Genomic DNA, 21,008 nt, shown 5'->3' with positions numbered 1-21,008 from the left:
CGCGCCATGACCGACCAGAACCCGATCGAACGCGAGTCCATGGAATACGATGTCGTGATCGTGGGTGCGGGGCCTGCCGGCCTGTCGGCGGCGATCCGTCTGAAGCAGATCGATCCCGAGATCCAGGTCGTGGTGCTGGAGAAGGGCTCTGAGGTCGGGGCGCATATCCTGTCGGGCGCGGTGCTGGACCCGTCGGGGCTGAACCGGTTGATCCCCGACTGGAAGGACAAGGGCGCGCCGATCTCGACCGAGGTCACCGACGACAATTTCTATGTGCTGGGCGAATCTGGCGAGATTCGCGTGCCGAACTGGCCGATGCCGCCGCTGATGAACAATCACGGCAACTACATCGTCAGCATGGGCAATGTCTGCCGCTGGCTGGCCGAACAGGCCGAAGAGCTGGGCGTCGAGGTGTTTCCCGGGATGGCCGCCAGCAAGGTCGTCTGGGACGGCAACCGCGTGAAGGGCGTCGTCGCCGGCGAGATGGGGCTCGACGCCGACGGCACGCCCGGGCCCCAATACGAGCCCGGGATGGAACTGCACGGCAAGTATGTGTTCATCGCCGAGGGCGTGCGGGGATCGCTGGCCAAGGAGATCATGGCAAGGCTGAACCTGTCCGACGGACATTGCCCGCAGAAATTCGGCCTGGGCATGAAAGAGATCTGGGAGGTCGCGCCCGAGAAGTTCCACAAGGGCCGGGTCGTGCACACGATGGGCTGGCCCCTGGGCAAGAATGCCGGCGGCGGCAGCTTCATCTATCATTTCGAGAACAATCAGGTGCTGGTCGGCTTTGTCGTCCACCTGAACTATGCGAACCCGCATCTGTATCCCTATGCCGAATTCCAGCGATTCAAGCACCACCCGATGGTCGCCGAGTTGCTGGAGGGCGGCAAGCGCGTGGCCTATGGCGCCCGCGCGATCAGCGAGGGCGGTTGGCAGTCGATCCCCGAGCTTTCCTTTGACGGTGGCGTGCTGCTGGGATGCAGCGCCGGTCTGGTCAACGTGCCGCGCATCAAGGGCAATCACAACGCGATGATTTCGGGGATCGAGGCGGCCGAGGCCGCCGCCGCCGCGCTGCGCGAAGGCCGCGAGGGCGACCGGCTGGAGGCCTATGACGCCGCGGTGCGCGGCGGCGAGATCGCCCGCGACCTCAAGCGCGTCCGCAACGTCAAGCCGATCTGGTCGAAGCTTGGCCTGTGGCCGTCGCTGGTCCTGGGCGGTTTCGACATGTGGGTATCGAACCTGACCGGCTGGAACCCGCTGGGGACCTGGAAACACGGCAAGTCGGATGCCAGGGCGACCGGCAAGGCCGAGGACTTCACCCCGATCGACTATCCGAAACCGGACGGCAAGCTCAGCTTCGACCGGCTGACCAACGTGGCGTTTTCCTTTACCAACCACGAGGAAAGCCAGCCCTGCCACCTGAAGCTCAAGGACCCGCAGGTGCCGATCGCGGTGAACCTTCCCGAATACGCCGAGCCGGCGCAGCGTTATTGCCCGGCTGGGGTCTATGAGGTGCTGGAAGGCCCCGAGGGGCCGAAATTCCAGATCAACTTCCAGAACTGCGTCCACTGCAAGACCTGCGACATCAAGGACCCCTCGCAGAACATCAACTGGACGACTCCGCAGGGCGGCGACGGGCCGAATTACCCGAACATGTGATCGCCGCTCGAAGCCCGGCGGCGTTGCGACGCCCCTTGCCCGCAGTTAGGGTCGTCGCAACGCATTTGTGAAGATCGGGATGATTGCCGTGAAACTGACCCGCCCGAGCCTGGCCCTTGTCGCCCCGCTGTTGCTGACCTTTGTCATGCCGGCGGGGCTTCAGGCTCAACCGCGGCCAGAACCTCGTCCCGACGAGGTGCAGACCGCGCCGGCGGACTCCGTGCCCGAGGACGCCCAGCCCGCGCCCGCGCCGCCAATGTTCGGGCTGGCGGGGCCTTATCTGGCCGCGCGGATGGCCGCCGTGGAAAGTGATTTCCGTGCCGCGGCGCGCTATTTCGCGCAAGCTGTCGCCCATGATCCGACCGATCGCTACCTGCTGGACAGCGCTCTGGTCGCGCTGGTCTCAGCGGGCGATGTCGGTCGCGCGGTCAAGCTGGCCGCCGACATGGAGGACGACGGGCGCAGGACGGAACTGTCCGGCATGATCCACCTGGCCGACCTGGTTCATCAGGGCAAATGGGACGCCGTGCTGGCCCAGCCCGAACGGGCTGCCCACGGCGAGCGGACCGACCTTCTGGGCGGAACGGTCCGCGCCTGGGCGCTGATGGGCGCGGGCCGGGCATCGGATGCGCTGGCCGCCTTCGAGACGCTTGCGGCCAATCCCGAGGTGGCGCCGATGGTGAACTATCACCTTGCACTGGCCCGCGCGATGGTCGGCGATTACGAAGGTGCCGAACGACTGCTGGCCGACGAGGCGACCGGCGCGCATATGCTGGGTTTCATGGCGCGGGCCCAGGTTCTGGCACGGCTGGAGCGGCGCGACGAGGCGGTCCGCCTGCTGCAGGCCGTGCCCGGCATCGAGGCCGAGCCCCAGTTGCAGGCGATGCGGGACCGTCTGGATACCGACCAGCCGGTGGCCTTCGATGTGGTCACGACCCCGGCCGACGGCATCGCGCAGATCTATCTGACCTTTGCCTCGGCGCTGGCGTCCAGCGCCGATCCCGAACCGCTGTCGCTGATCCATGCGCGGCTGGCGGCATGGCTGTCCCCGGACACGGCCGAGGCGCGGCTGACCGTCGCCCAGCTTCTGCAGGACCGGCAGCAATTCGACCTGGCAGAGCCGGAATTCGAGGCGCTGCGCCGGATGGGTCAGATGCGCCCGGTCGCGGAACTGGCGCGCATCGATGCGCTGTCGCGTGCCGGCCGCCGGGACGAGGCTGAAAAGGCCGCGCTGTCGCTGACCGCCGCCTATCCCGATCTGTCGCAGGCCTGGGTGGCGCTTGGCGATCTGCTGCGCCAGCAGGAAAGATACGCCCAGGCGGTTCCCGCCTATGACAAGGCGCTGACGCTGCTGAAGGATGCGCCACAGCAGGCCCGCTGGTTCCCGCTTTACGCTCGCGGCATCGCGCTGGAGCGTTCGGGCCAGTTCGACCGGGCCGAACAGGACCTGCTGGCCGCCATCGAGATCAGGCCCGACCAGGCAAGCCTGCTGAACTATCTGGGCTACAGCTGGATCGACCGGAACGTCAATCTGGACCGCGCCCTGGACATGATCGCCAGGGCTGTCGAACTGTCCCCGGGCGATGGCTACATCCTTGATTCGCTGGCCTGGGCCTATTATCGGCTCGGCCGCTATGAAGAGGCGGTCGCCCCGATGGAGCAAGCGATCGCCACCATGTCGGCGGACCCGTTGGTGAACGATCATCTGGGCGACATCTACTGGAAGGTTGGCCGTCACCGCGAGGCCGAGATCCAGTGGCAGCGCGCCTTGTCGCTGGACCCGTCGGAAACCGATGATGTCGATCCCGACCGGATCCGCGCCAAGCTGGAGCGTGGGCTCGATGCCGTGCTGGCAGAGGAATCGGCCGGCACCACGCAGCTGCCGCCGCAGGCGCAGGCCGAAACGGCCTCGGAGTGACGCCGACCGATGCCTGATGCGGAGGTGGTCGAGCCTGCCCCGGCCAAGCTGAACCTTGCCCTGCATGTCACCGGCCGTCGCGCCGATGGCTATCACCTGCTGGATTCCCTGGTGGCGTTCGCTGGTGTGGGCGATCGGCTGCACCTGTCGCCGGGTCCGCTGTCGTTGCGCATCACGGGGCCGTTCGCGGCAGGTCTTGAAGCGGGCGAGGGCAATCTGTGCCTGCGTGCCGCCCGGTTGGCGGGCGCGGATGCCGCGATCACGCTGGACAAGCGGCTGCCGGTCGCCTCGGGCATCGGCGGCGGTTCGGCGGACGCCGCCGCCGTGTTGCGCGGGCTTGCGCGGATGGGTCATGCGCTGCCCGCAGCGCCCGCCATGCTGGGCGCGGATGTGCCGGTCTGCCTGCTGTCGGCCCCCGCCCGGATGCAGGGCACGGGCGAGATCGTGACGAAGCTGCCGGCCCTGCCGCCGGTGCCGCTGGTGCTGGTCAATCCCGGGATCGGCCTTTCGACACCGCAGGTCTTTGAAGCGCTCGCGCGGCGCGACAACGCGCCCTTGCCGGCGATTCCGCGGTTCGCCGATTCGGAACGGCTGATCCTGTGGTTGCGCGACACGCGCAACGACCTTCAGGACCCCGCTTGCCGGCTTGCGCCGGCAATCGGGCAGGTGCTGGACGCGCTGGCCGCGACCGGCGCCTTGTTCGCGCGGATGTCCGGTTCCGGCGCCACGTGTTTCGGATTTTTCGACAGTGCGGACCGCGCTGCCAGGGCCGCGAGTTGCTTGAGACAGTATGGATGGTGGGCGGTTGCTTCCGAACTGGCACCGCCGCCCGGGCCTCGCTAGACTGCCCGCGAATTCAGCGGAGGAACCCATGCTGCGCCTTGGCGTCAATATCGACCACGTCGCCACCATCCGGAACGCTCGCGGCTCGCCCTGGCCCGACCCGCTGCGCGCCGCCCGACTGGCCGAGGCGGCCGGGGCCGACGGCATCACCGCCCATCTGCGCGAGGATCGCCGCCATATCAGCGATGCCGATATCGACGCCCTGATGGCGCATCTGCAATTGCCGCTGAATCTGGAAATGGCCGCGACGCCCGAGATGCAACGAATTGCGCTGCGGCATCGCCCGCACGCCGTCTGCCTCGTTCCCGAGAAACGGGAAGAGCGGACGACCGAGGGCGGGCTGGACGTCGCCGGGCGCGAAAGCGAGCTGGCCGATTACATCGGGCCACTGCGCGAGTCGGGCTGCCGGGTTTCTTTGTTCATCGGGCACGAACCGGCCCAGATCGAGGCGGCCGCCCGGATCGGTGCGGCGGTGGTTGAACTGCATACCGGTGCCTATTGCGATCTGGACACCGAAGCCAGGCATGCCGAGCGCGACGCCGAACTGGCCGGACTGGCGAAGGGTGCGTCGCTGGCACACGGCCTGGGCCTTGAGGTCCATGCCGGCCACGGGCTGACCTTCGATACGGTCGGCCCGATCGCCGCGCTGCCCGAGGTCATGGAACTGAATATCGGCCATTTCCTGATCTCCGAGGCGGTCTTTACCGGGCTGGACGACGCGATCCGCGAAATGCGCCGACGCATGGACGAGGCGCGACCATGATGATCCGCCAGATCGTCACGGCGCTTGCGCTGGGTGCCGCGCCGGCCATGGCGCTGGACCCCACGGCGTCGGCGCCTGCCATTCCCTGCCCCGAAGGAATGGAGCTTGATGCGATCGTCGAGCCCTGGGAGGACAATACCGCCAGCTATGCCAACGGCGCGGTGCGGATCGCCCTGATCGACCTGATCGAGCCCGCCGCGGCCGCGTATCAACTGGCCATCCTGCATCCGCCGCGGGACGAGATGGGCGCCCGGCAATGCCATCTGGTCGCCACCGCCGCCCATATCGGTTTCGCCGAGATCCGATTTGCCGAGCGAACGGCAAGCTACGATCCGGCGACCGGTCTGACGATCTCGATGCCGATTCGGATGGAGACCGGCGAAGGGCCGCAGGCGGGCTGGGCGCTGGTGGCCATCAGGATCGACCAGCAGACCGGCGAGGTCCGCTTTCAGGGTTTCGACTGATGGCCGAACGCCGGCCCTGCATCCCCTTTCGGCTTGTCCTGTCCGTGCGGCCGGGCGCATGATTCTGGGGATCGGCACCGATCTTGCCAATATCGACCGGATTCAGGCCACGCTGAACCGGTTCGGAGACCGATTCCGCAACCGGGTCTTCAGCCGGACCGAGCTTGCCAAGGCGGCGCGCCGCAGGGACGAGGCCGGAACTCTGGCGAAGCGTTGGGCCGCCAAGGAGGCCTGCTCGAAAGCGCTGGGGACCGGGCTTGCGATGGGCATCTCCTGGCGCGACATGGCGGTCAGCAACCTGCCCACCGGTCAGCCCGTCATGCATCTGACCGGCTGGGCCGCCGACCGGCTGGCGCAGATGACGCCGCCCGGCCATCTGGCCATCGTGCATGTCACCCTGACTGACGATCACCCCTGGGCGCAGGCTTTCGTCGTCATCGAGGCGAGGCCGGCCGCTGCCCCGCCTGCTTGACTTTGTGCGCCGCAGGGGACCATGAAGCGCACCAACACGCTCGACAAACGCGGCCCGGTGCCACGCAGCCAAAGGACACAGCGACATGGCCGACAGCACGGCAGGCAAGAAGAAGGAAGGCATCTGGGAGACGATCAAGACGGTCTTCTGGGCGCTGGTCATCGCCGGCATCTTCCGCACGCTGTTCTTCCAGCCCTTCTGGATCCCCTCGGGCTCGATGAAGGACACGCTGCTGATCGGCGATTTCCTGTTCGTCAACAAGATGGCCTATGGCTATTCGGCCGTCTCGTGCCCGTTCGCGCTGTGTCCGATCAGCGAGCGCATCCTTGGCAGCGACCCCGAGCGCGGCGATGTCGTGGTGTTCCGCCATCCGGTCCGCGGTGTCGATTTCATCAAGCGCGTCATCGGCCTGCCGGGCGACACCATCCAGATGCGGGGCGGCCGGCTGTGGCTCAACGGCGAGGAGGTGCCGGTGCAGCCCGCGGGGGACTTCATCGAGATCAAGGACCAACAGGGGCCGCAGGGGCTGATCCCGCGCTGCGCGAACGATCCGGTGCCGCAGGGCGGCGAATGCGTCAAGCCGCGCTTCACGGAAACCCTGCCGAACGGCGCCAGCCATGATGTCCTCAACATCCTGGATGGCTGGGTCGCCGACGACACGCCGACCTTCACCGTCCCCGAGGGCCAGTATTTCTTCATGGGCGACAACCGGGACAATTCCGAGGATTCGCGCTTTCCCCAGCAGGTCGGCGGGCTGGGCTTCGTGCCGGCGAAATACCTGATCGGCCGCGCGGACCGGATCATGTTCTCGTCGGCGGGCCGGTCGCTGCTGTATTTCTGGACATGGCGGGCCGATCGTTTCCTCAAGGCCGTGAATTGAAGACCGGCGCGGACATACGCGCCTTCATGGATCGCCTGGGGCACGAGTTTGCGCGGCCCGAACTGCTGATCCGTGCGCTGACGCATGGCTCGCTTGCCTCGGGGACCCGGCCCGACAACCAGCGGCTGGAGTTCCTGGGTGACCGAATTCTGGGGCTGGTGATGGCCGAGGCGTTGTTTCATGCCGATCTGTCCGCCAGCGAGGGCCAGCTTGCGCCGCGCTACAACGCGCTGGTCAAGGGCGAGACATGCGCCGCGCTGGCCCGGCAGATCGGTCTGGGCGAGGTGCTGAAACTGGGCCGGTCCGAGATGATGTCGGGCGGCCGCCGCAAGGAGGCGCTGCTGGCCGACGCGATCGAGGCGGTGATCGCCGCAGTCTATCTGGACGCAGGCTTCGAGGCCGCGCGTCGGGTCATCCTGCGGCTGTGGCAGGACCGGCTGGACAGCCTCGAGGACGATCCCCGCGACGCCAAGACCGCATTGCAGGAATGGGCACAGGCGAATGGCATGCCGCCCCCCGTCTATGACCAGACCGCGCGCAGCGGTCCCGACCACGCACCGGTCTTTCACATCACCGCGCGGATCGAGGATGGCCGCGAGGCGCAGGCCAGTGGGGCGGGCACGAAACGCAGTATCGAACAGGAGGCCGCACGGGCGCTTCTGGACCGGCTGGAGGGCCGTGCATGACCGAGAAAACGACCCGCGCGGGCTTTGTCGCCCTGATCGGTGAGCCGAATGCCGGCAAGTCCACGCTGCTGAACCGGATGGTCGGCGCCAAGGTCAGTATCGTCACCCACAAGGTGCAGACCACCCGCGCCCGGATCCGCGGCATCGCGATCAAGGATGCCAGCCAGATCGTCTTCGTGGACACGCCGGGCATCTTTCGGCCGCGCCGTCGGCTTGACCGCTCCATGGTCGCGGCGGCATGGGGCGGGGCGGCCGATGCCGACATCATCCTGTTGCTGATCGAGGCGCATCGCGGCCTGACCGACGGGGCGCAGGCGATCATCGACCAGTTGAAGGCGCTGGACCGCCAGACTCCGGTCGCGCTGGTCATCAACAAGATCGACCGGGTGAAATCCGAGGCGCTGCTGGCGTTGTCGCAGAAGCTGAACGAGGCCTATCCGTTCGAACGCAGCTTCATGATCTCGGCCGAGAAGGGCTATGGTTGCGATGATCTGGCCGGCTGGCTGGCCGCGCGCCTGCCCGAGGGGCCGTGGCTGTATCCCGAGGATCAGATCGCCGATCTGCCGATGCGGATGATTGCGGCCGAGATCACGCGCGAAAAGCTGACCCTGCGCCTGCACGAGGAAATCCCCTACCAGTTGACGGTCGAGACCGAAGCCTGGGAAGAGCGCAAGGATGGCAGCGCCCGCGTCGATCAGGTCGTCTATGTCTCGCGCCCCGGACACAAGGGCATCGTTCTGGGCAAGGGCGGCGAGACGATCAAGGCCGTGGGACAGGCCGCGCGCGGCGATCTTGAGGAATTCATGGGCCGACGCGTCCATCTGTTCCTGCAGGTGAAGGTCCGCGAGAACTGGCAGGACGAGGCCGAACGCTATGGCGAGATCGGCCTGAATTTCCGCGACGGCGATGGCTGAGCCAAGGCTGGCTGCGGGGATCTGGGTCTCGGCCTATCTGACGCGGCTGAGGCTGGCCGATATCCCCGCCTATGTGCTTGCGCATGGCGACGACACCGCGGGCGCGGTGCTGGTCAAGTGCGCGCGGCTGGACGGCAGCGCACTGCTTTACGCCCGCGAATGGGATTTCCAGACCGACCGGCGCGCCTGGCGGCTGGCCGCCGACGGACCCGAGGGCGAGGTGGACGAGGCGATCCGCCGCCAGCGGGGTGTCGATCCCGATTTGTGGGTGATCGAGATCGAAAGCCGCGACGGCCGCACCCTGCTGGACGAGCCGGGCCTGTCCTGAGGCGATCGCCGCGCGGATTTTCGGGTGTTGCCTTAATCTTCCGTTAACCTTGTTGGCCTCTGATGCCCGCGGCGTCTTGTGCAAGCCGGGGGGTGCATGGCCTTTACCTTTTCCATCATCGAGTGGGCTTCGGTCATCGATCCCCATGCTCTGTTTCGCAAGACCGGCCAGTCCGAGGGCGAGATCGGATCGGGCGGCAAGACGGGTGTCGACACCGTGTCCTTCGCCAGCCGCGCGACCGCTCAGGTCACCACCGCCATGCCGAACGGTGCGGACGACTATCCCGACGATGGCGGCGCGCGGCTTGACGCGGCGGTGACGCTGAACGGCACAAGCTTCGCGGCGGGCGCGAATGTCGAGGCCGATTTCGAGATGATCTTTCTGGAGCCCTCCAGCGGCCTCCATTTCCGGGCGACCTGGCTGGCGATCGGCAACGTGCCGGTCGGGGTCAGCATCTCACGCGGGTGGGACGCCGAGGCGGGGCGCTATGTCGAAGGACCGGCGGGGCTTTGTCCGACGGGCAGCGTGCTGACGCTGATCGATGGCGACACGCTGATCGGGACGCCGAATCTTGGCCAGTTCAAGACCAGCGCCAGCTTTCTGACCAGCGGCGCCGGGACGAACGCGCGGTTGAACCGCAATGGCGCGGTGATCTGTTTTGCGGCCGGAACCGCCATCGCCACGTCCACGGGCGAGGTTGCGGTCGAAACGCTGCGGGTCGGTGATCTGGTCGTGACCCGGGATCGCGGATTGCAGCCTGTCCGCTGGATCGCCCGGCGCCGGGTCGGGTCAGGCCTGCTGGCCGCGATGCCGCAACTGAGGCCGATACATATCGCTGAAGCCGCGCTTGGGGCGGGGCTGCCGCGACGGGACCTGCTGGTGTCGCCGCAGCACCGTCTGCTGGTGCGGTCCGAAATCGCGCGCCGGATGTTCGGCACCGATGAGGTCCTGGTCGCCGCCCGCCACCTTTGCGGCCTGCCCGGGATCCTGGCGCGACCGGGAACGGCGCCGGTCGACTACTGGCATTTCGCGTGCGACAGGCACGAGGTGGTGTTCGCCCATGGTGCGCCGGCCGAGGCACTGTATCCCGGACCTCAGGCGCTGCGCGCGGTCGAGCCGACGGCGCGCGCCGAACTGCTGGCGCTTTTTCCGCAGCTTGCAGAGCCTGGACAACCATCGGTGCCACCGGCAAGACCGCTTGTGCCGGGCCGGCAGGGACGCAATCTGGCCCGCCGTCACGCGCGCAACAAGGTCGCCTTGCTGCCAGCCCAGTGATTCCGCCTCTGGCGTCCTCGGATATTGCAGCATATGCAACTCTGATGATGGGCCCCGAGCAACATAGCGGCGATTCGCCGCGCGGTCTGGCGTTTGCGCTGGCGGCCTATGGTCTGTGGGGGCTGCTGCCGATCTACATGAAGGCCCTGTCGCAGATACCGGCAGCGGAAATCATCGCGCACCGGGTGATCTGGTCGCTGCCGATCGTGGCGGCTGTGCTGTTGTGGCAGCGTCGGCAGGATGATGTCGCGGCGGCGTTGCGCCGGCCCCGGCTGCTGGCGATGGCCGCGGTGACGGCGACGCTGATCTCGATCAACTGGCTGACCTATGTCTGGGCGATCACCAACGACCACGCGCTGGACGCCGCGCTTGGCTACTACATCAATCCGCTTTTCAGCGTTCTGCTGGGGGGCTTGCTGCTGGGCGAAAGACTGAACCGCGCCAAGATCCTGGCCATCTCGCTGGCCTTTGCGGCGGTGGTCATCCTGACGGTCCAGGCGGGGCGCCTGCCTCTGGTGGCCGTGATCCTGACCCTCAGCTGGGGGCTTTACGCCTATTTCAAGAAAAGCCTTCCGCTGGGTCCCAATCAGGGCTTCACGCTCGAGGTGCTGCTGCTGTGTCCGATCGCGCTGGCCTATCTGGGCTGGTTGGCGGTGACCGAGCAGGGCCATTTCCTTGGTGGCGGGAAAGGCAACATGCTGCTGCTGCTGGGCTGCGGCCCGGTGACCGCGATCCCGCTGCTGTTCTATGCGAACGGCGCCAAGCTGCTGCGCCTGTCCACGATGGGCATCCTGCAATATGTGACGCCGACGATGATTTTCCTGTGCGCCGTGCTGATCTTCGGCGAGCCGTTGGGCCTGCCGCGGCTGATCGCGTTCCCGCTGATCTGGGCGGCGCTTGCGATCTATTCGGTGACACTGCTGCGCGAGGCCGGCGCGCGCCGCCGCAGTCGCAGCCAGGCCGTCACGCAACGCATGCAGTAGGCATCCCGATGGTCGGCCAGCCCGGGAATCGCGCTTGCGCGGAATCGTGGGCGGGACCGTTCCGGCTTTTCTGGCGCCGGTGCGCGGCGCGCCCTTGAACGCCGGGCCAGGCGTCTGCCGAGAAAGCCGGGGCCGCACTGACCCTGGACGTTGGCGCAGAAAGCTTGGCTTGCCCCTGCGGCCGGCGGATGCCAGCCTTGGCACGGTTCCAGGGAGGCGCGCCAGATGACCCATTCCGTGCAACGCGTGACACTGATCACGCTTGGCGTCACCGATCTTGATCGGGCCCGGGAGTTTTACGGTCGATGGGGCTGGAGGGCGCACCCGGCATCGCAACCCGGCGTCGTCTTCTACCAGATGCGCGGCGCGGTTCTTGCCCTGTTCGGCCGGGACGATCTGGCCGCCGATCAGGGACGTGACCCGGCGGATCTGGGAACGGGCGCCGTGACGCTGGCTCAGAACTGCACTGACGACACCCAGACCGACAAGGTGTTTCAGGCGGCGCTGGATGCGGGCGCGACCTGCCTGAAACGCCCCGAAAAGGTGTTCTGGGGCGGCTATTCCGGATATTTTGCCGATCCCGAAGGCCATGTCTGGGAAATCGCCACAAATCCGTTCTGGCCGCTTGCCGATGACGGCTCGCTGACGCTGCCGGATGCGCGGGACTGAGGCGACGCGATGGAATGGCACGCCGAAGGCACCGTCATCTCGCGCCGGGCGCATGGCGAGACCGCCGTCATCATCCAGGTTCTGACAGCCCAGCACGGTCGGCATGCAGGCCTTGTGCCCGGCGGGGCGTCACGAAAGCGGGCGGCAATGCTGCAACCCGGTTCTCGTCTGGATCTGCGCTGGCGGGCGCGGTCGGACGATCAGCTTGGGCATTTCTCGGTCGAGCCGGTGAGGCTGCGCCCGGGCTTCCTGACCGATCCTCTGGGGCTGGCGGGACTGAACGCGATTTGCGCGCTGCTGATCTTTGCCTTGCCAGAGCGTGATCCGCACCCCGCGCTGGTCGCCAGGACCGAGGCGCTTCTGGACGCGATCGAGGCAGGCGGGGAATGGGGAAGCCTCTATCTGAAATGGGAGATGCGGCTGCTGCACGAAATGGGGTTCGGTCTTGACCTGGAAAGCTGCGCCGTGACCGGGGCGACCGAGGGGCTGGCCTATGTCAGCCCGCGATCCGGCCGTGCTGTCAGCCGGGGTGCGGCCGGCGAATGGGCCGAGCGACTGTTTCCGCTGCCCGCGCTGCTGGGGGGGGCGGGGGATAATCGTGGCAACGGACTGGCCGAGGGCCTGGCAATCACCGGGCATTTCCTCGAGACCCGGCTGGCGCGCGAACTGGTGGGCCGGCCCCTGCCTGCTGCGCGCGCCCGGCTGCTGCGCCGCCTCGATTCGCCGTAGCCGGCGGCACGTGGCGGCGGACCGAAACCCGGCTACTGGCTGGCGCGGGCGCGTTCCAGCGCGTCGGCACCGCTGGCCCGAACCCCGTGTTCGAAAATCAGCCAGGTCGAGGGCGACTTGATTTTCAGGACGCCGCCATAGAATTCCATCTCGCTGGCCTGCTGAAGCACCGACAGGAAGCGGTCTTCAAGCTCCAGGTCCTTGCACGCCATCTTCGTCGAGATGATCGGCGACAGTGCGACGGTGGGCAGGGATGCGTTGTTCGCGGCCGAGTAGCTGTTGCACGGGCCCTGGCCCGACAGGCGCTGTTCCTCGACCAGAAGCGTCACGTTGCGCAGCGGCACGGTCTTGCCATCCATGCCCACCAGCACGTAGCTTCCACCCGGGATGAAGCCGAGGTCATCCCCGGTCGGCGTCGCCGTGGCGACCGGTTCGCACGCCGCAAGCCCCATCATGGCAACAAGGCTGACCAGAGCAAGGCGGGGGCGGGATAATGCGGGCATCGGCTTCTCCTCAGGCGCGAATCACTACAGAACGCGATAATTCCGTCGCGGTTCCAGCACTCTAGCCCATAGAGGATCAGCCCAACAGCCGCCTTGCGATCACCTGTGCCTGAATTTCGGCGGCGCCTTCGAAGATGTTCAGGATCCGCGCATCGCACAGCACCCGGCTGATCTGGTATTCCAGCGCGAAGCCGTTGCCACCATGGATCTGCAGGGCGTTGTCGGCGCAGGCCCAGGCGACGCGGGCTCCCAGCAGCTTTGCCATGCCGGCCTCGAGGTCGCAGCGGTGGCCGTGATCCTTTTCCCAGGCACTGAAATAGGTCAGCTGGCGGGCGATCATGATCTCGACAGCCATCATCGCCAGCTTGTCGGCGACGCGGGGGAAGGCGATCAGCGGCTTGTCGAACTGCTTGCGGTCCAGCGCGTATTGCAGGCCCAGTTCAAGCGCGTTCTGAGCCACGCCGATCGCACGGGCGGCGGTCTGGATGCGGGCCGATTCGAAGGTCTGCATCAACTGCTTGAAGCCCTGGCCGGTGACGCCGCCCAGCAGGTTCTCGCCCTTGACCTCGAACCCGTCGAAGGCAAGCTCGTATTCCTTCATGCCGCGATAGCCCAGAACCTCGATCTCGCCGCCGGTCATGCCCGGCGTCGGGAACGGGGCCTCATCGGTGCCGGGGGTCTTTTCCGCGATGAACATCGACAGGCCGCGATAATCGGTCGTGTCGGGTTCGGTGCGGGCCAGCAGGGTCATGACATGGGTGCGCGCGGCGTGGGTGATCCAGGTCTTGTTGCCGGTCACCTTCCAGTTGTCGCCGTCCCTGACCGCACGGGTCCGCAGGCTGCCCAGATCGCTGCCGGTGTTCGGCTCGGTAAAGACCGCGGTGGGCAGGATCTCTCCGCTGGCGAGCTTGGGAAGCCAATGCTGCTTCTGAGCGTCCGTGCCGCCGCCGATGATCAACTCGGCCGCGATCTCGCTGCGGGTGCCAAGGCTGCCCACGCCGATATAGCCGCGCGACAATTCCTCGGAGACGACCACCATCGCCGCCTTGGACATGCCAAGGCCGCCCAGATCCTCGGGAATGGTCAGCCCGAAGACACCCAGCTCGGCCAGTTCCTCGATGATCTCCATCGGGATCAGTTCGTCCTTCAGGTGCCAATCATGGGCATGCGGGACGATCTTGTCGTCGGTCCAGCGCCGGAACTGGTCGCGGATCATTTCCAGATCCTCGTCCAGCCCGGATGTGCCAAAGGTCGCGCTGCCGCGGCTCTCGGCCATAAGCTGTGCGAGCCGGGCGCGCGCCTGCGGCGTATTGGCAGCCATCAGCGCGCGCGCCGCCTCGGAAGGCTGCCAGTCGATGCCAAGATCGGACAGGCGCGCAAATTCGTTCTGGCTCATCATGATGCCACCGGCGATCTGGGTCAGGTATTCGCCCAGACCGATCCGGCAGATCAATTCCTCCATCTCGCCGGACACCCGGCCCGACCACGCCGAAAGCTGCTTGAGCGCCTCGGTATAGGTCGCCAGCCATGCAAGCGCGTGTGCGGCGCGCTGATGGGTTTCCAGCGCGGCGGCATCCGTCTTGCCGTCGGGCGCGACCAGGGCGCGCAGCGCATCGGTGGCGCGTTTCTGAAGATCCTCGATCTCTGACAGGACGGTTTCGGCGTGATGCGGCATGTCTTTCATCGATTCGTCCTCTTGCGGCAATGCAGCATAGCTAGAACTTTCGCAGCCGCAGCGCAACTATGATGCGCGAAAAGCTTGTTTTGGGATTGAAAGTGTCCTGCATTGAACATCGCTGCGTGGATGTCCCGATCCTCGCCAAGCTGCATTTCATTTGCGCGCTGTGCATCATAGCGTGCGTCCATGTTCGGTCTTGAGATCTGGCAATTCTGGGCGGCGGTGGCGATCACCGGCTTTGCGGGCTTCGTCAAGGGCGCGGTCGGCTTTGCCATGCCGATGATCATGCTGTCGGCATTCGGGTCGTTCCTGCCTGCGACAACCGCGCTGGCCGCGTTGATCCTTCCGACATTGCTGACCAATGGCCAGCAGGCGTTCCGGCAGGGGCGGCGCGAGGCATGGGGATCGGTCCTGCGCTTCCGTTGGCATATCGGAACGGTGCTGGTGTTCATCTGCGTCTCGGCCGGGTTCGCCCGCGCCATCCCGCAGGGGATCATGTTTGCGCTGCTGGGGTTTCCGATCGTGCTGTTCGCGCTTTGGCAGTTGTCGGGGCGGCCGCTGGCGTTGCCGGTGCATCACCGTCGCCGGGCCGAGATCGGAAGCGGTGTCATCGGCGGGCTATACGGGGGAATATCGGGCATCTGGGGTCCACCACTGATTGTCCTGCTGCTGTCGCTGGGGGTGGACAAGCGCGAGCAGGTGCGCGTGCAGGGCGTCGTCTTCCTGCTGGGAGCGGTGGTTCTGCTTGCGGCGCATCTGGTCTCGGGCGTGCTGAACGCGCACACGCTGCCGCTGTCGGCGGTGCTGTGCCTGCCCGCCGTGACCGGCATGATGGCGGGCTTTGCCTTGCAGGACCGGCTGGATGTGGTGCAGTTTCGGCGCTGGACGCTGGTGCTGCTGGTGCTGACCGGCCTGAACCTTGTCCGCCGCGCCTTCGATTTCTGGAAATGACATGACCGATGCCGCCGACCTGACCGCCCGCCTGATACGCTGCCCCTCGGTGACGCCCGAAGAGGGCGGCGCGCTGGTCATGCTGGCCGACCTGCTGTCCGCCGCAGGTTTCGAGGTCCGGCGCGTCGATCGCGGCGATACGCCCAACCTGTTCGCCCGCTGGGGCGCAAGGGGCGCCAGAACCTTCGGGTTCAACGGCCACACCGATGTGGTGCCGCCCGGCGATCTGGGCTCCTGGACCCATCCGCCATTCAGCGGTCATGTCGAGGGCGGCGTGATCTGGGGCCGCGGCGCGACCGACATGAAATCCGGCGTCGCGGCGTTTGTTGCCGCCGCCATCGATTTCGTCACCGCGACGCCGCCTGCCGGCGCCGTGATCCTGACGATCACCGGGGACGAGGAAGGGCCGTCCCGGGATGGCACGCGGGCATTGCTGGACTGGATGGCGGCGCAGGGCGAACGGATGGATGTCTGCATTGTGGGCGAGCCCTCGAACCCCAGCGAGATGGGAGAGATGATCAAGATCGGCCGGCGCGGATCCGCCACCTTCCGGATCGCGGCCCGCGGGGTGCAGGGCCACGCCGCCTATCCGAATCGCGCCCGCAATCCGCTGCACGCGTTGACGCGGCTGCTTGATGGCCTGATCTCTGCGCCGCTGGACCAGGGGACCGAGCATTTCGAACCGTCGGGATTGCAGATCACCAGCATCGATTGTGGCAACCCCGCCTCGAACATCATTCCCGAAACGGCTTCCGCAGTCGTCAATATCCGCTTCAACGACCTGCATGACGGCGAATCGCTGTCGAGGGATCTGGAACGGCGCGCGCGCGCGATCAGCGATGAAACCGGCGTCACGCTGACGATCGAGGTCGATCTCTCGGGCGAGGCCTTCCTGACCGAACCGGGGCCGTTCGTGGATCTGGTGCGGCGCATCGTCGAACAGGAAACCGGGCGGCGACCGGAACTGTCCACTTCCGGAGGAACGTCGGACGCGCGCTTCATCAAGGATCATTGCCCGGTGGTCGAATTCGGGCTTGTCGGCCGTTACATGCACCAGGTCGATGAACGCGTGCCCGAGGACCAGGTCAACCAGTTGAAGGCGATCTATCAGCGTATTCTGGAGGAATATTTCGCGTGAGGCAGTCATGAGGATCGAACTGACCCGGGACCTTGACGCGTGTCGGGCGCTGCGACGCACCGTGTTCATCGAGGAACAGGGCGTGCCCGAGGCCGAAGAGTGGGACGGTCTGGACGGCGAGGCCCTGCATCTGCTGGTCTGGCAGGAGGGCGCGCCGGTCGGCACCGCGCGGATCCTGCTCAAGGGTGCGACGGGAAAGATCGGCCGCGTCTGTGTGCTGGCCGAGGCGCGCGGTTCGGGGCTGGGCGCCGCGCTGATCCGCGCGGCCATGGACGTGCTGCGCGCGCGCCCCGGCATCACCCATGCGCGGCTGGGCTCCCAGGTCCATGCGATCGGGTTCTACGAGCGGCTTGGTTTCAGCGTGGACGGCCCCATCTATGACGATGCCGGGATCGCTCATCGCGACATGACCCGAGAACTTTGACGCGGCCCGCATCATCGCGCTTTCATCCAATTCAGGCAGACCCATGACGCAGATTCCCAGCAAGCAACAGATCATGGATTGGGTTTCGGACAATCCCGACGCCAATTCCAAGCGCGACATCGCCAAGGCCTTCGGGATCAAGGGGGCGCAGCGGATCGAGTTGAAGCGCCTTCTGAAGGAACTCGAGGCCGAGGGGCAGCTGGAACGCCGCCGTCGGCACTATCTGGACGCCGAGAAGCTGCCCGCCGTGTCGGTTCTGGAACTGCTTGCGCCGGACGGGTCCGGCGACCTGTTCGCCAGACCGATGGAGTGGCGGGGCGAGGGTCCGATGCCGCGGATCCTCTACATGCCGCGTGAAAGCGATCCCGCGCTGGCCCGTGGCGAACGCTTTCTGGCCCGGCTGGTCGAGGTTCACGGCGAGGACCACCAATACCAGGCCCGCCTGATGCGCCGGATCACGGCCGCGCCGCACCGGATCGTCGGCATCTTCCGCAAGGACACCGAAGGCGGCCGGATCGTTCCGATCGACAAGGGGCAGGACAAGGAATGGCGCGTCAAAGCCGACGCCACGCTTGGCGCGCAACCCGGTGAGCTGGTCCAGGCCGAGCAGGCCGGTCCCAAGGCGCGCATGGGCCTGCCGCTGGCGCGCATCGTCGAGCGGCTGGGCGATCCTTCGGCGCCCAAGGCTGTCAGCCTGATCGCGATCCACCAGCACGGCATCCCCGACGAATTTCCCGACAAGGCCATCGAAGAGGCAGAAGCCGCGAAACCTGCCACCATGAAGGGCCGCGAGGATCTGCGCGACCTGCCTCTGGTGACGATCGACCCGTCGGATGCGCGGGATCACGACGATGCGGTGGGGGCGACGATCGAACAGGATGGCGGGGCCTCGATCTGGGTCGCCATCGCCGATGTCGCCCATTATGTCCGGCCCGGCTCGGCGCTGGACCGCGAGGCGTGGACGCGCGGAAACTCGACCTACTTCCCTGACCGCGTGGTGCCGATGCTGCCCGAGGCGCTGTCGGCGGACCTGTGTTCGCTGCACGAAGGGGTCGATCGCGCGGTGATCGCCGTTCGGATGCGTCTGGATGCACAGGGCAACAAGATCAGTCACAATTTCCATCGTGGCATGATGAACAGCCGCGCGAGCCTGTCCTATGAACAGGCCCAGGCCGGCGCGGACGGCAATCCGGACAGCCATACCGAACCGCTGATGGACAGCGTCATCAAGCCGCTGTGGCATGCCTATGGCCTGCTGAAAGAGGCGCGCGCGCGCCGCCAGCCCCTTGATCTGGACCTGCCCGAACGCCGGATCGAACTGACGCCGGACGGGCGTGTGAAGGCCGTGAATTTCCGCGAACGCCTTGACGCGCACCGGCTGATCGAGGAATTCATGGTTCTGGCCAATGTCGCGGCAGCCGAGGAGCTGACGCGTCGTCAGCGCCCGCTGCTGTTCCGCGTCCATGAAGAGCCCAGCCTGGACAAGATCGACGCGCTGCGCGAGGTGGCCCAGGCGTCGGGCTTCAACCTGGCCAAGGGGCAGGTGCTGCATACCGGCCATCTGAACCGGCTTCTTGCCCAGTCCGAAGGCACCGACTTCGACGAACTGATCAACATCTCGACCCTGAGATCGATGACGCAGGCGTATTACCATCCCGAGAATTATGGCCATTTCGGCCTGGCGCTGAAATCCTACGCGCATTTTACCTCGCCGATACGGCGCTATTCCGACCTGGTCGTGCATCGTGCGCTGATCACGGCGCATGGCTGGGGCGGGGGCCGCGACGGCAAGCCTGACGGGCTGTCGGCGCAGGATATGGAAAGGCTGTCCGAGACCGCCACCCATATCAGCGAAACCGAACGTCGCAGCATGGCCGCCGAACGCGACACCACCGACCGCTATCTGGCGGCCTATCTGGCCGACCGGGTGGGCACCGAGATGGCCGGCCGGATCAGTGGCATCCAGCGTTTCGGCGCGTTCGTGAAGCTTGACGAGACCGGCGCCGACGGGCTGCTGCCGATCCGCGATCTGGGCCGGGAATATTTCCACTACGATCCCGATGCACAGCTGCTGACGGGCGCGGATACCGGGCTTCGGATCGGCATCGGTCAGCGGGTCATGGTGCGTCTGACCGAGGCTGTCCCGGTCACCGGAGGTCTGACGCTGGAACTTCTGGAGCTTGACGGCGCTCCCCTGCCGCGCGGCCCGCAAAAAGGCAAGCGCGGCGGCGGGCCGCGTCGCATGGCGACGACGTCGCGCCTGGCCGAGATCAAGCGCGCCTCCAAGCGTCGCCGGAAAAGATAAGGGCGGGAATTCCCGCCCTTGCCCCGTTGCATGGATATCCGCGCCGATATGTCGGCAGGGTGACGCTAAAGCAGATACAGCAGCCCGCCGATGATGACCCCGGTGATCAGCAGCTGCACCACGCAGAAACCCATGATGTCACGCGGCTTCAGCCCCGCGATGCCCAGCATCGGCAGCGCCCAGAACGGCTGCAGAAGATTGGTCCACGCATCGCCCCAGGCAATGCCCATCACCACACGCGAAATATCCGCACCCAGCGCCTCGGCTGCCGGCAGCATCACCGGGGCCTGGACCGCCCATTGCCCGCCGCCCGACGGAACGAAGACATTGACGATCCCGGCGCTGATGAAGCTCCAGAACGGCAGGCTGTCGGCCGTCGAGATCGAGACGAACCATTCCGACAGGCTGGCTGCCAGGCCGGTATCCGTCATGATCGCCATGATCCCCGCATAGAACGGGAACTGGATGACGATACCCGCACCACCGCGCACCCCGTCATCAAGCGCCGCCAGCAGGCTGCGGGGCGTGCCGTGGCACAGGATGCCGAGGAACAGGAAAAGGAAATTCACGACGTTCAGGTTGATGCCGCCGCCGCCGGCGAAATAGGTGGCCAGCCAGATCAGACCGGGAATGCCGATCAGCCACATCAGGACGGGGCTGTTTTCAAGCCGCTCGGCCGGGGTGGCGTGGCGTGACAGGGGCGCGGGCCCTGTGTCGTCGTTCAGCTTGGCCGGGTCGATCAGCACCTGTTCGGATTCCAGTGGCAGCATCAGCCGGTTGACGACAGGGACGACGATCACAACCGCCAGCAGGATCAGCAGATTAAAGGCCGAAAAGATCGTCTCCGAGGTCGGAATCACGCCGATCTGGTCCTGGGTGAAATGGCCCTCGGTCGCGATGGTCAGCGGGATCGAGCCCGACAGCCCGCCATGCCAGATCACGAAGCCCGAATAGGCCGCTGCAACAAGCAGCCGATAATCCACCCGGATCTGGCGTGCCAGCTCCTTGGCGAATATCGCGCCGACGACCAGCCCGAACCCCCAGTTGATCCAGCTTGCCCCCAACGACACCAGGCTGACGAGGATGATCGCAGAGCCGCGCGAAGTGGCAAACCCCGCCACCCATTGCAGGATGCGCCGCACGGGTGGCGAACTGGCCAGGATGAAGCCGGTGACCAGCACCAGCAGCATCTGCATGGCGAATTGCAGCAACGACCAGAATCCGTTCCCCCATATCCCCACCAGCGCTACGGGTGACACGCCCTGTGTCGCGATCGCGGCCGCGGCGGCGACCAGCGTCAGGATGATCACGAAGATGAAGGCGTCGGGCAGCCAGCTTTCCATAAGTCTGGTCGCCGGCCGGGACAGGGCTCTCAACATGTTGGTGTTCCTTGTTGTTTTGGGGCAGCCTGCGGCAGGCTGCC

At 66.5% G+C, this 21,008-nt stretch carries 21 protein-coding genes; 18 read left to right on the top strand and 3 right to left on the bottom strand.

All coding sequences use genetic code 11. The annotated features are described in order from the left end of the window. Positions 1-6: 6 nt before the first annotated feature. From L1965_RS05150 to recO, 14 genes are all read left to right on the top strand, one after another. Positions 7-1,662, top strand: coding sequence for an electron transfer flavoprotein-ubiquinone oxidoreductase (locus L1965_RS05150; RefSeq protein ID WP_235755338.1), 1,656 nt, complete (start codon positions 7-9; stop codon positions 1,660-1,662). 88 nt (positions 1,663-1,750) lie between these two features. Further along, positions 1,751-3,580, top strand: coding sequence for a tetratricopeptide repeat protein (locus L1965_RS05145; protein ID WP_235755337.1), 1,830 nt, complete (start codon positions 1,751-1,753; stop codon positions 3,578-3,580). Positions 3,581-3,589: 9 nt separating this feature from the next. After that, a complete protein-coding gene (locus L1965_RS05140; protein WP_235755336.1) occupies positions 3,590-4,423 on the top strand; it encodes a 4-(cytidine 5'-diphospho)-2-C-methyl-D-erythritol kinase in 834 nt (277 codons plus the stop codon). A 28-nt stretch (positions 4,424-4,451) separates the two neighbouring features. Then, a complete protein-coding gene (locus tag L1965_RS05135; RefSeq protein ID WP_235755335.1) occupies positions 4,452-5,186 on the top strand; it encodes a pyridoxine 5'-phosphate synthase in 735 nt (244 codons plus the stop codon). Further along, on the top strand, positions 5,183-5,650 hold the full coding sequence (locus L1965_RS05130) for a hypothetical protein (RefSeq protein WP_235755334.1): 468 nt from the start codon (positions 5,183-5,185) through the stop codon (positions 5,648-5,650). Before L1965_RS05135 ends, L1965_RS05130 begins: the two co-directional genes overlap by 4 nt. A 58-nt stretch (positions 5,651-5,708) precedes the next feature. Then, positions 5,709-6,122, top strand: a complete 414-nt coding sequence (gene acpS, locus L1965_RS05125; protein ID WP_235755333.1) for a holo-ACP synthase — start codon at positions 5,709-5,711, stop codon at positions 6,120-6,122. Positions 6,123-6,207: 85 nt separating this feature from the next. Further along, a complete protein-coding gene (lepB, locus tag L1965_RS05120) occupies positions 6,208-7,002 on the top strand; it encodes a signal peptidase I (RefSeq protein ID WP_235755332.1) in 795 nt (264 codons plus the stop codon). After that, positions 6,999-7,688 (top strand): ribonuclease III, encoded by a 690-nt coding sequence (rnc, locus tag L1965_RS05115; RefSeq protein WP_235755331.1) that lies wholly within the window; start codon positions 6,999-7,001, stop codon positions 7,686-7,688. Before lepB ends, rnc begins: the two co-directional genes overlap by 4 nt. After that, on the top strand, positions 7,685-8,602 hold the full coding sequence (era, locus tag L1965_RS05110; protein WP_235755330.1) for a GTPase Era: 918 nt from the start codon (positions 7,685-7,687) through the stop codon (positions 8,600-8,602). The genes rnc and era overlap by 4 nt, the downstream gene beginning before the upstream one ends. Continuing rightward, positions 8,595-8,930, top strand: a complete 336-nt coding sequence (locus L1965_RS05105; protein ID WP_235755329.1) for a DUF1491 family protein — start codon at positions 8,595-8,597, stop codon at positions 8,928-8,930. Before era ends, L1965_RS05105 begins: the two co-directional genes overlap by 8 nt. A gap of 96 nt (positions 8,931-9,026) precedes the next feature. Then, positions 9,027-10,205: a Hint domain-containing protein gene (locus L1965_RS05100; RefSeq protein WP_235755328.1), complete on the top strand. Its 1,179-nt coding sequence runs from the start codon at positions 9,027-9,029 to the stop codon at positions 10,203-10,205. 44 nt (positions 10,206-10,249) lie between these two features. Continuing rightward, the gene (rarD, locus tag L1965_RS05095) at positions 10,250-11,188 is read left to right on the top strand and encodes an EamA family transporter RarD (protein WP_235755327.1); all 939 of its coding nucleotides are present in this window, start codon (positions 10,250-10,252) and stop codon (positions 11,186-11,188) included. Positions 11,189-11,413: 225 nt separating this feature from the next. Continuing rightward, positions 11,414-11,857: a VOC family protein gene (locus L1965_RS05090; protein ID WP_235755326.1), complete on the top strand. Its 444-nt coding sequence runs from the start codon at positions 11,414-11,416 to the stop codon at positions 11,855-11,857. A gap of 9 nt (positions 11,858-11,866) precedes the next feature. Further along, a complete protein-coding gene (recO, locus tag L1965_RS05085) occupies positions 11,867-12,586 on the top strand; it encodes a DNA repair protein RecO (RefSeq protein ID WP_235755325.1) in 720 nt (239 codons plus the stop codon). A gap of 32 nt (positions 12,587-12,618) precedes the next feature. Here the strand turns inward: recO and L1965_RS05080 are convergent, their stop codons facing one another. Together L1965_RS05080 and L1965_RS05075 are read right to left on the bottom strand one after the other, a co-directional pair. After that, positions 12,619-13,089, bottom strand: a complete 471-nt coding sequence (locus L1965_RS05080; protein ID WP_235755324.1) for an META domain-containing protein — start codon at positions 13,087-13,089, stop codon at positions 12,619-12,621. Positions 13,090-13,165: 76 nt separating this feature from the next. Further along, positions 13,166-14,773, bottom strand: a complete 1,608-nt coding sequence (locus L1965_RS05075; protein ID WP_439332049.1) for an acyl-CoA dehydrogenase family protein — start codon at positions 14,771-14,773, stop codon at positions 13,166-13,168. Between the two features lie 180 nt (positions 14,774-14,953). Between L1965_RS05075 and L1965_RS05070 the strand changes: the two genes are divergently transcribed. Genes L1965_RS05070 through rnr form a run of 4 tightly spaced genes read left to right on the top strand, consistent with a single transcriptional unit; the run spans position 14,954 to position 19,585 of the window. Beyond that, positions 14,954-15,718 carry a sulfite exporter TauE/SafE family protein gene (locus tag L1965_RS05070; protein ID WP_235755323.1) on the top strand — a complete coding sequence of 255 codons (765 nt, stop codon included), beginning with the start codon at positions 14,954-14,956 and terminating at the stop codon, positions 15,716-15,718. Position 15,719: 1 nt separating this feature from the next. After that, positions 15,720-16,856, top strand: coding sequence for a succinyl-diaminopimelate desuccinylase (dapE, locus tag L1965_RS05065; protein WP_235755322.1), 1,137 nt, complete (start codon positions 15,720-15,722; stop codon positions 16,854-16,856). A gap of 7 nt (positions 16,857-16,863) precedes the next feature. Beyond that, on the top strand, positions 16,864-17,280 hold the full coding sequence (locus tag L1965_RS05060) for a GNAT family N-acetyltransferase (protein ID WP_235755321.1): 417 nt from the start codon (positions 16,864-16,866) through the stop codon (positions 17,278-17,280). 43 nt (positions 17,281-17,323) lie between these two features. Beyond that, positions 17,324-19,585: a ribonuclease R gene (gene rnr / locus L1965_RS05055; protein WP_235755320.1), complete on the top strand. Its 2,262-nt coding sequence runs from the start codon at positions 17,324-17,326 to the stop codon at positions 19,583-19,585. A 65-nt stretch (positions 19,586-19,650) separates the two neighbouring features. Here rnr and L1965_RS05050 read toward each other — a convergent pair whose 3' ends face one another. Further along, positions 19,651-20,964 (bottom strand): short-chain fatty acid transporter, encoded by a 1,314-nt coding sequence (locus tag L1965_RS05050; protein WP_235755319.1) that lies wholly within the window; start codon positions 20,962-20,964, stop codon positions 19,651-19,653. Between the last annotated feature and the right edge of the window lie 44 nt (positions 20,965-21,008).

The organism is Paracoccus salsus, assembly GCF_021556615.1.
Lineage (GTDB): Bacteria > Pseudomonadota > Alphaproteobacteria > Rhodobacterales > Rhodobacteraceae > Paracoccus > Paracoccus salsus.
Note: the sequence above shows the minus strand (reverse complement) of the source record. Positions and strands in the feature narration are given on the sequence as shown.

Excerpts from the sequence above, each read along its gene's own strand:
- era (WP_235755330.1), top strand. The coding sequence starts at position 7,685 with ATGACCGAGAAAACGACCCGCGCGGGCTTTGTCGCCCTGATCGGTGAG.
- rnr (WP_235755320.1), top strand. The coding sequence starts at position 17,324 with ATGACGCAGATTCCCAGCAAGCAACAGATCATGGATTGGGTTTCGGAC.
- acpS (WP_235755333.1), top strand. The coding sequence starts at position 5,709 with ATGATTCTGGGGATCGGCACCGATCTTGCCAATATCGACCGGATTCAG.
- L1965_RS05080 (WP_235755324.1), bottom strand. The coding sequence starts at position 13,089 with ATGCCCGCATTATCCCGCCCCCGCCTTGCTCTGGTCAGCCTTGTTGCC.
- L1965_RS05070 (WP_235755323.1), top strand. The coding sequence starts at position 14,954 with ATGTTCGGTCTTGAGATCTGGCAATTCTGGGCGGCGGTGGCGATCACC.
- rarD (WP_235755327.1), top strand. The coding sequence starts at position 10,250 with ATGATGGGCCCCGAGCAACATAGCGGCGATTCGCCGCGCGGTCTGGCG.
- L1965_RS05075 (WP_439332049.1), bottom strand. The coding sequence starts at position 14,773 with ATGAAAGACATGCCGCATCACGCCGAAACCGTCCTGTCAGAGATCGAG.
- dapE (WP_235755322.1), top strand. The coding sequence starts at position 15,720 with ATGACCGATGCCGCCGACCTGACCGCCCGCCTGATACGCTGCCCCTCG.
- L1965_RS05090 (WP_235755326.1), top strand. The coding sequence starts at position 11,414 with ATGACCCATTCCGTGCAACGCGTGACACTGATCACGCTTGGCGTCACC.
- recO (WP_235755325.1), top strand. The coding sequence starts at position 11,867 with ATGGAATGGCACGCCGAAGGCACCGTCATCTCGCGCCGGGCGCATGGC.
- L1965_RS05105 (WP_235755329.1), top strand. The coding sequence starts at position 8,595 with ATGGCTGAGCCAAGGCTGGCTGCGGGGATCTGGGTCTCGGCCTATCTG.
- L1965_RS05140 (WP_235755336.1), top strand. The coding sequence starts at position 3,590 with ATGCCTGATGCGGAGGTGGTCGAGCCTGCCCCGGCCAAGCTGAACCTT.
- L1965_RS05100 (WP_235755328.1), top strand. The coding sequence starts at position 9,027 with ATGGCCTTTACCTTTTCCATCATCGAGTGGGCTTCGGTCATCGATCCC.
- L1965_RS05050 (WP_235755319.1), bottom strand. The coding sequence starts at position 20,964 with ATGTTGAGAGCCCTGTCCCGGCCGGCGACCAGACTTATGGAAAGCTGG.
- L1965_RS05150 (WP_235755338.1), top strand. The coding sequence starts at position 7 with ATGACCGACCAGAACCCGATCGAACGCGAGTCCATGGAATACGATGTC.
- L1965_RS05060 (WP_235755321.1), top strand. The coding sequence starts at position 16,864 with ATGAGGATCGAACTGACCCGGGACCTTGACGCGTGTCGGGCGCTGCGA.
- lepB (WP_235755332.1), top strand. The coding sequence starts at position 6,208 with ATGGCCGACAGCACGGCAGGCAAGAAGAAGGAAGGCATCTGGGAGACG.
- L1965_RS05135 (WP_235755335.1), top strand. The coding sequence starts at position 4,452 with ATGCTGCGCCTTGGCGTCAATATCGACCACGTCGCCACCATCCGGAAC.
- L1965_RS05130 (WP_235755334.1), top strand. The coding sequence starts at position 5,183 with ATGATGATCCGCCAGATCGTCACGGCGCTTGCGCTGGGTGCCGCGCCG.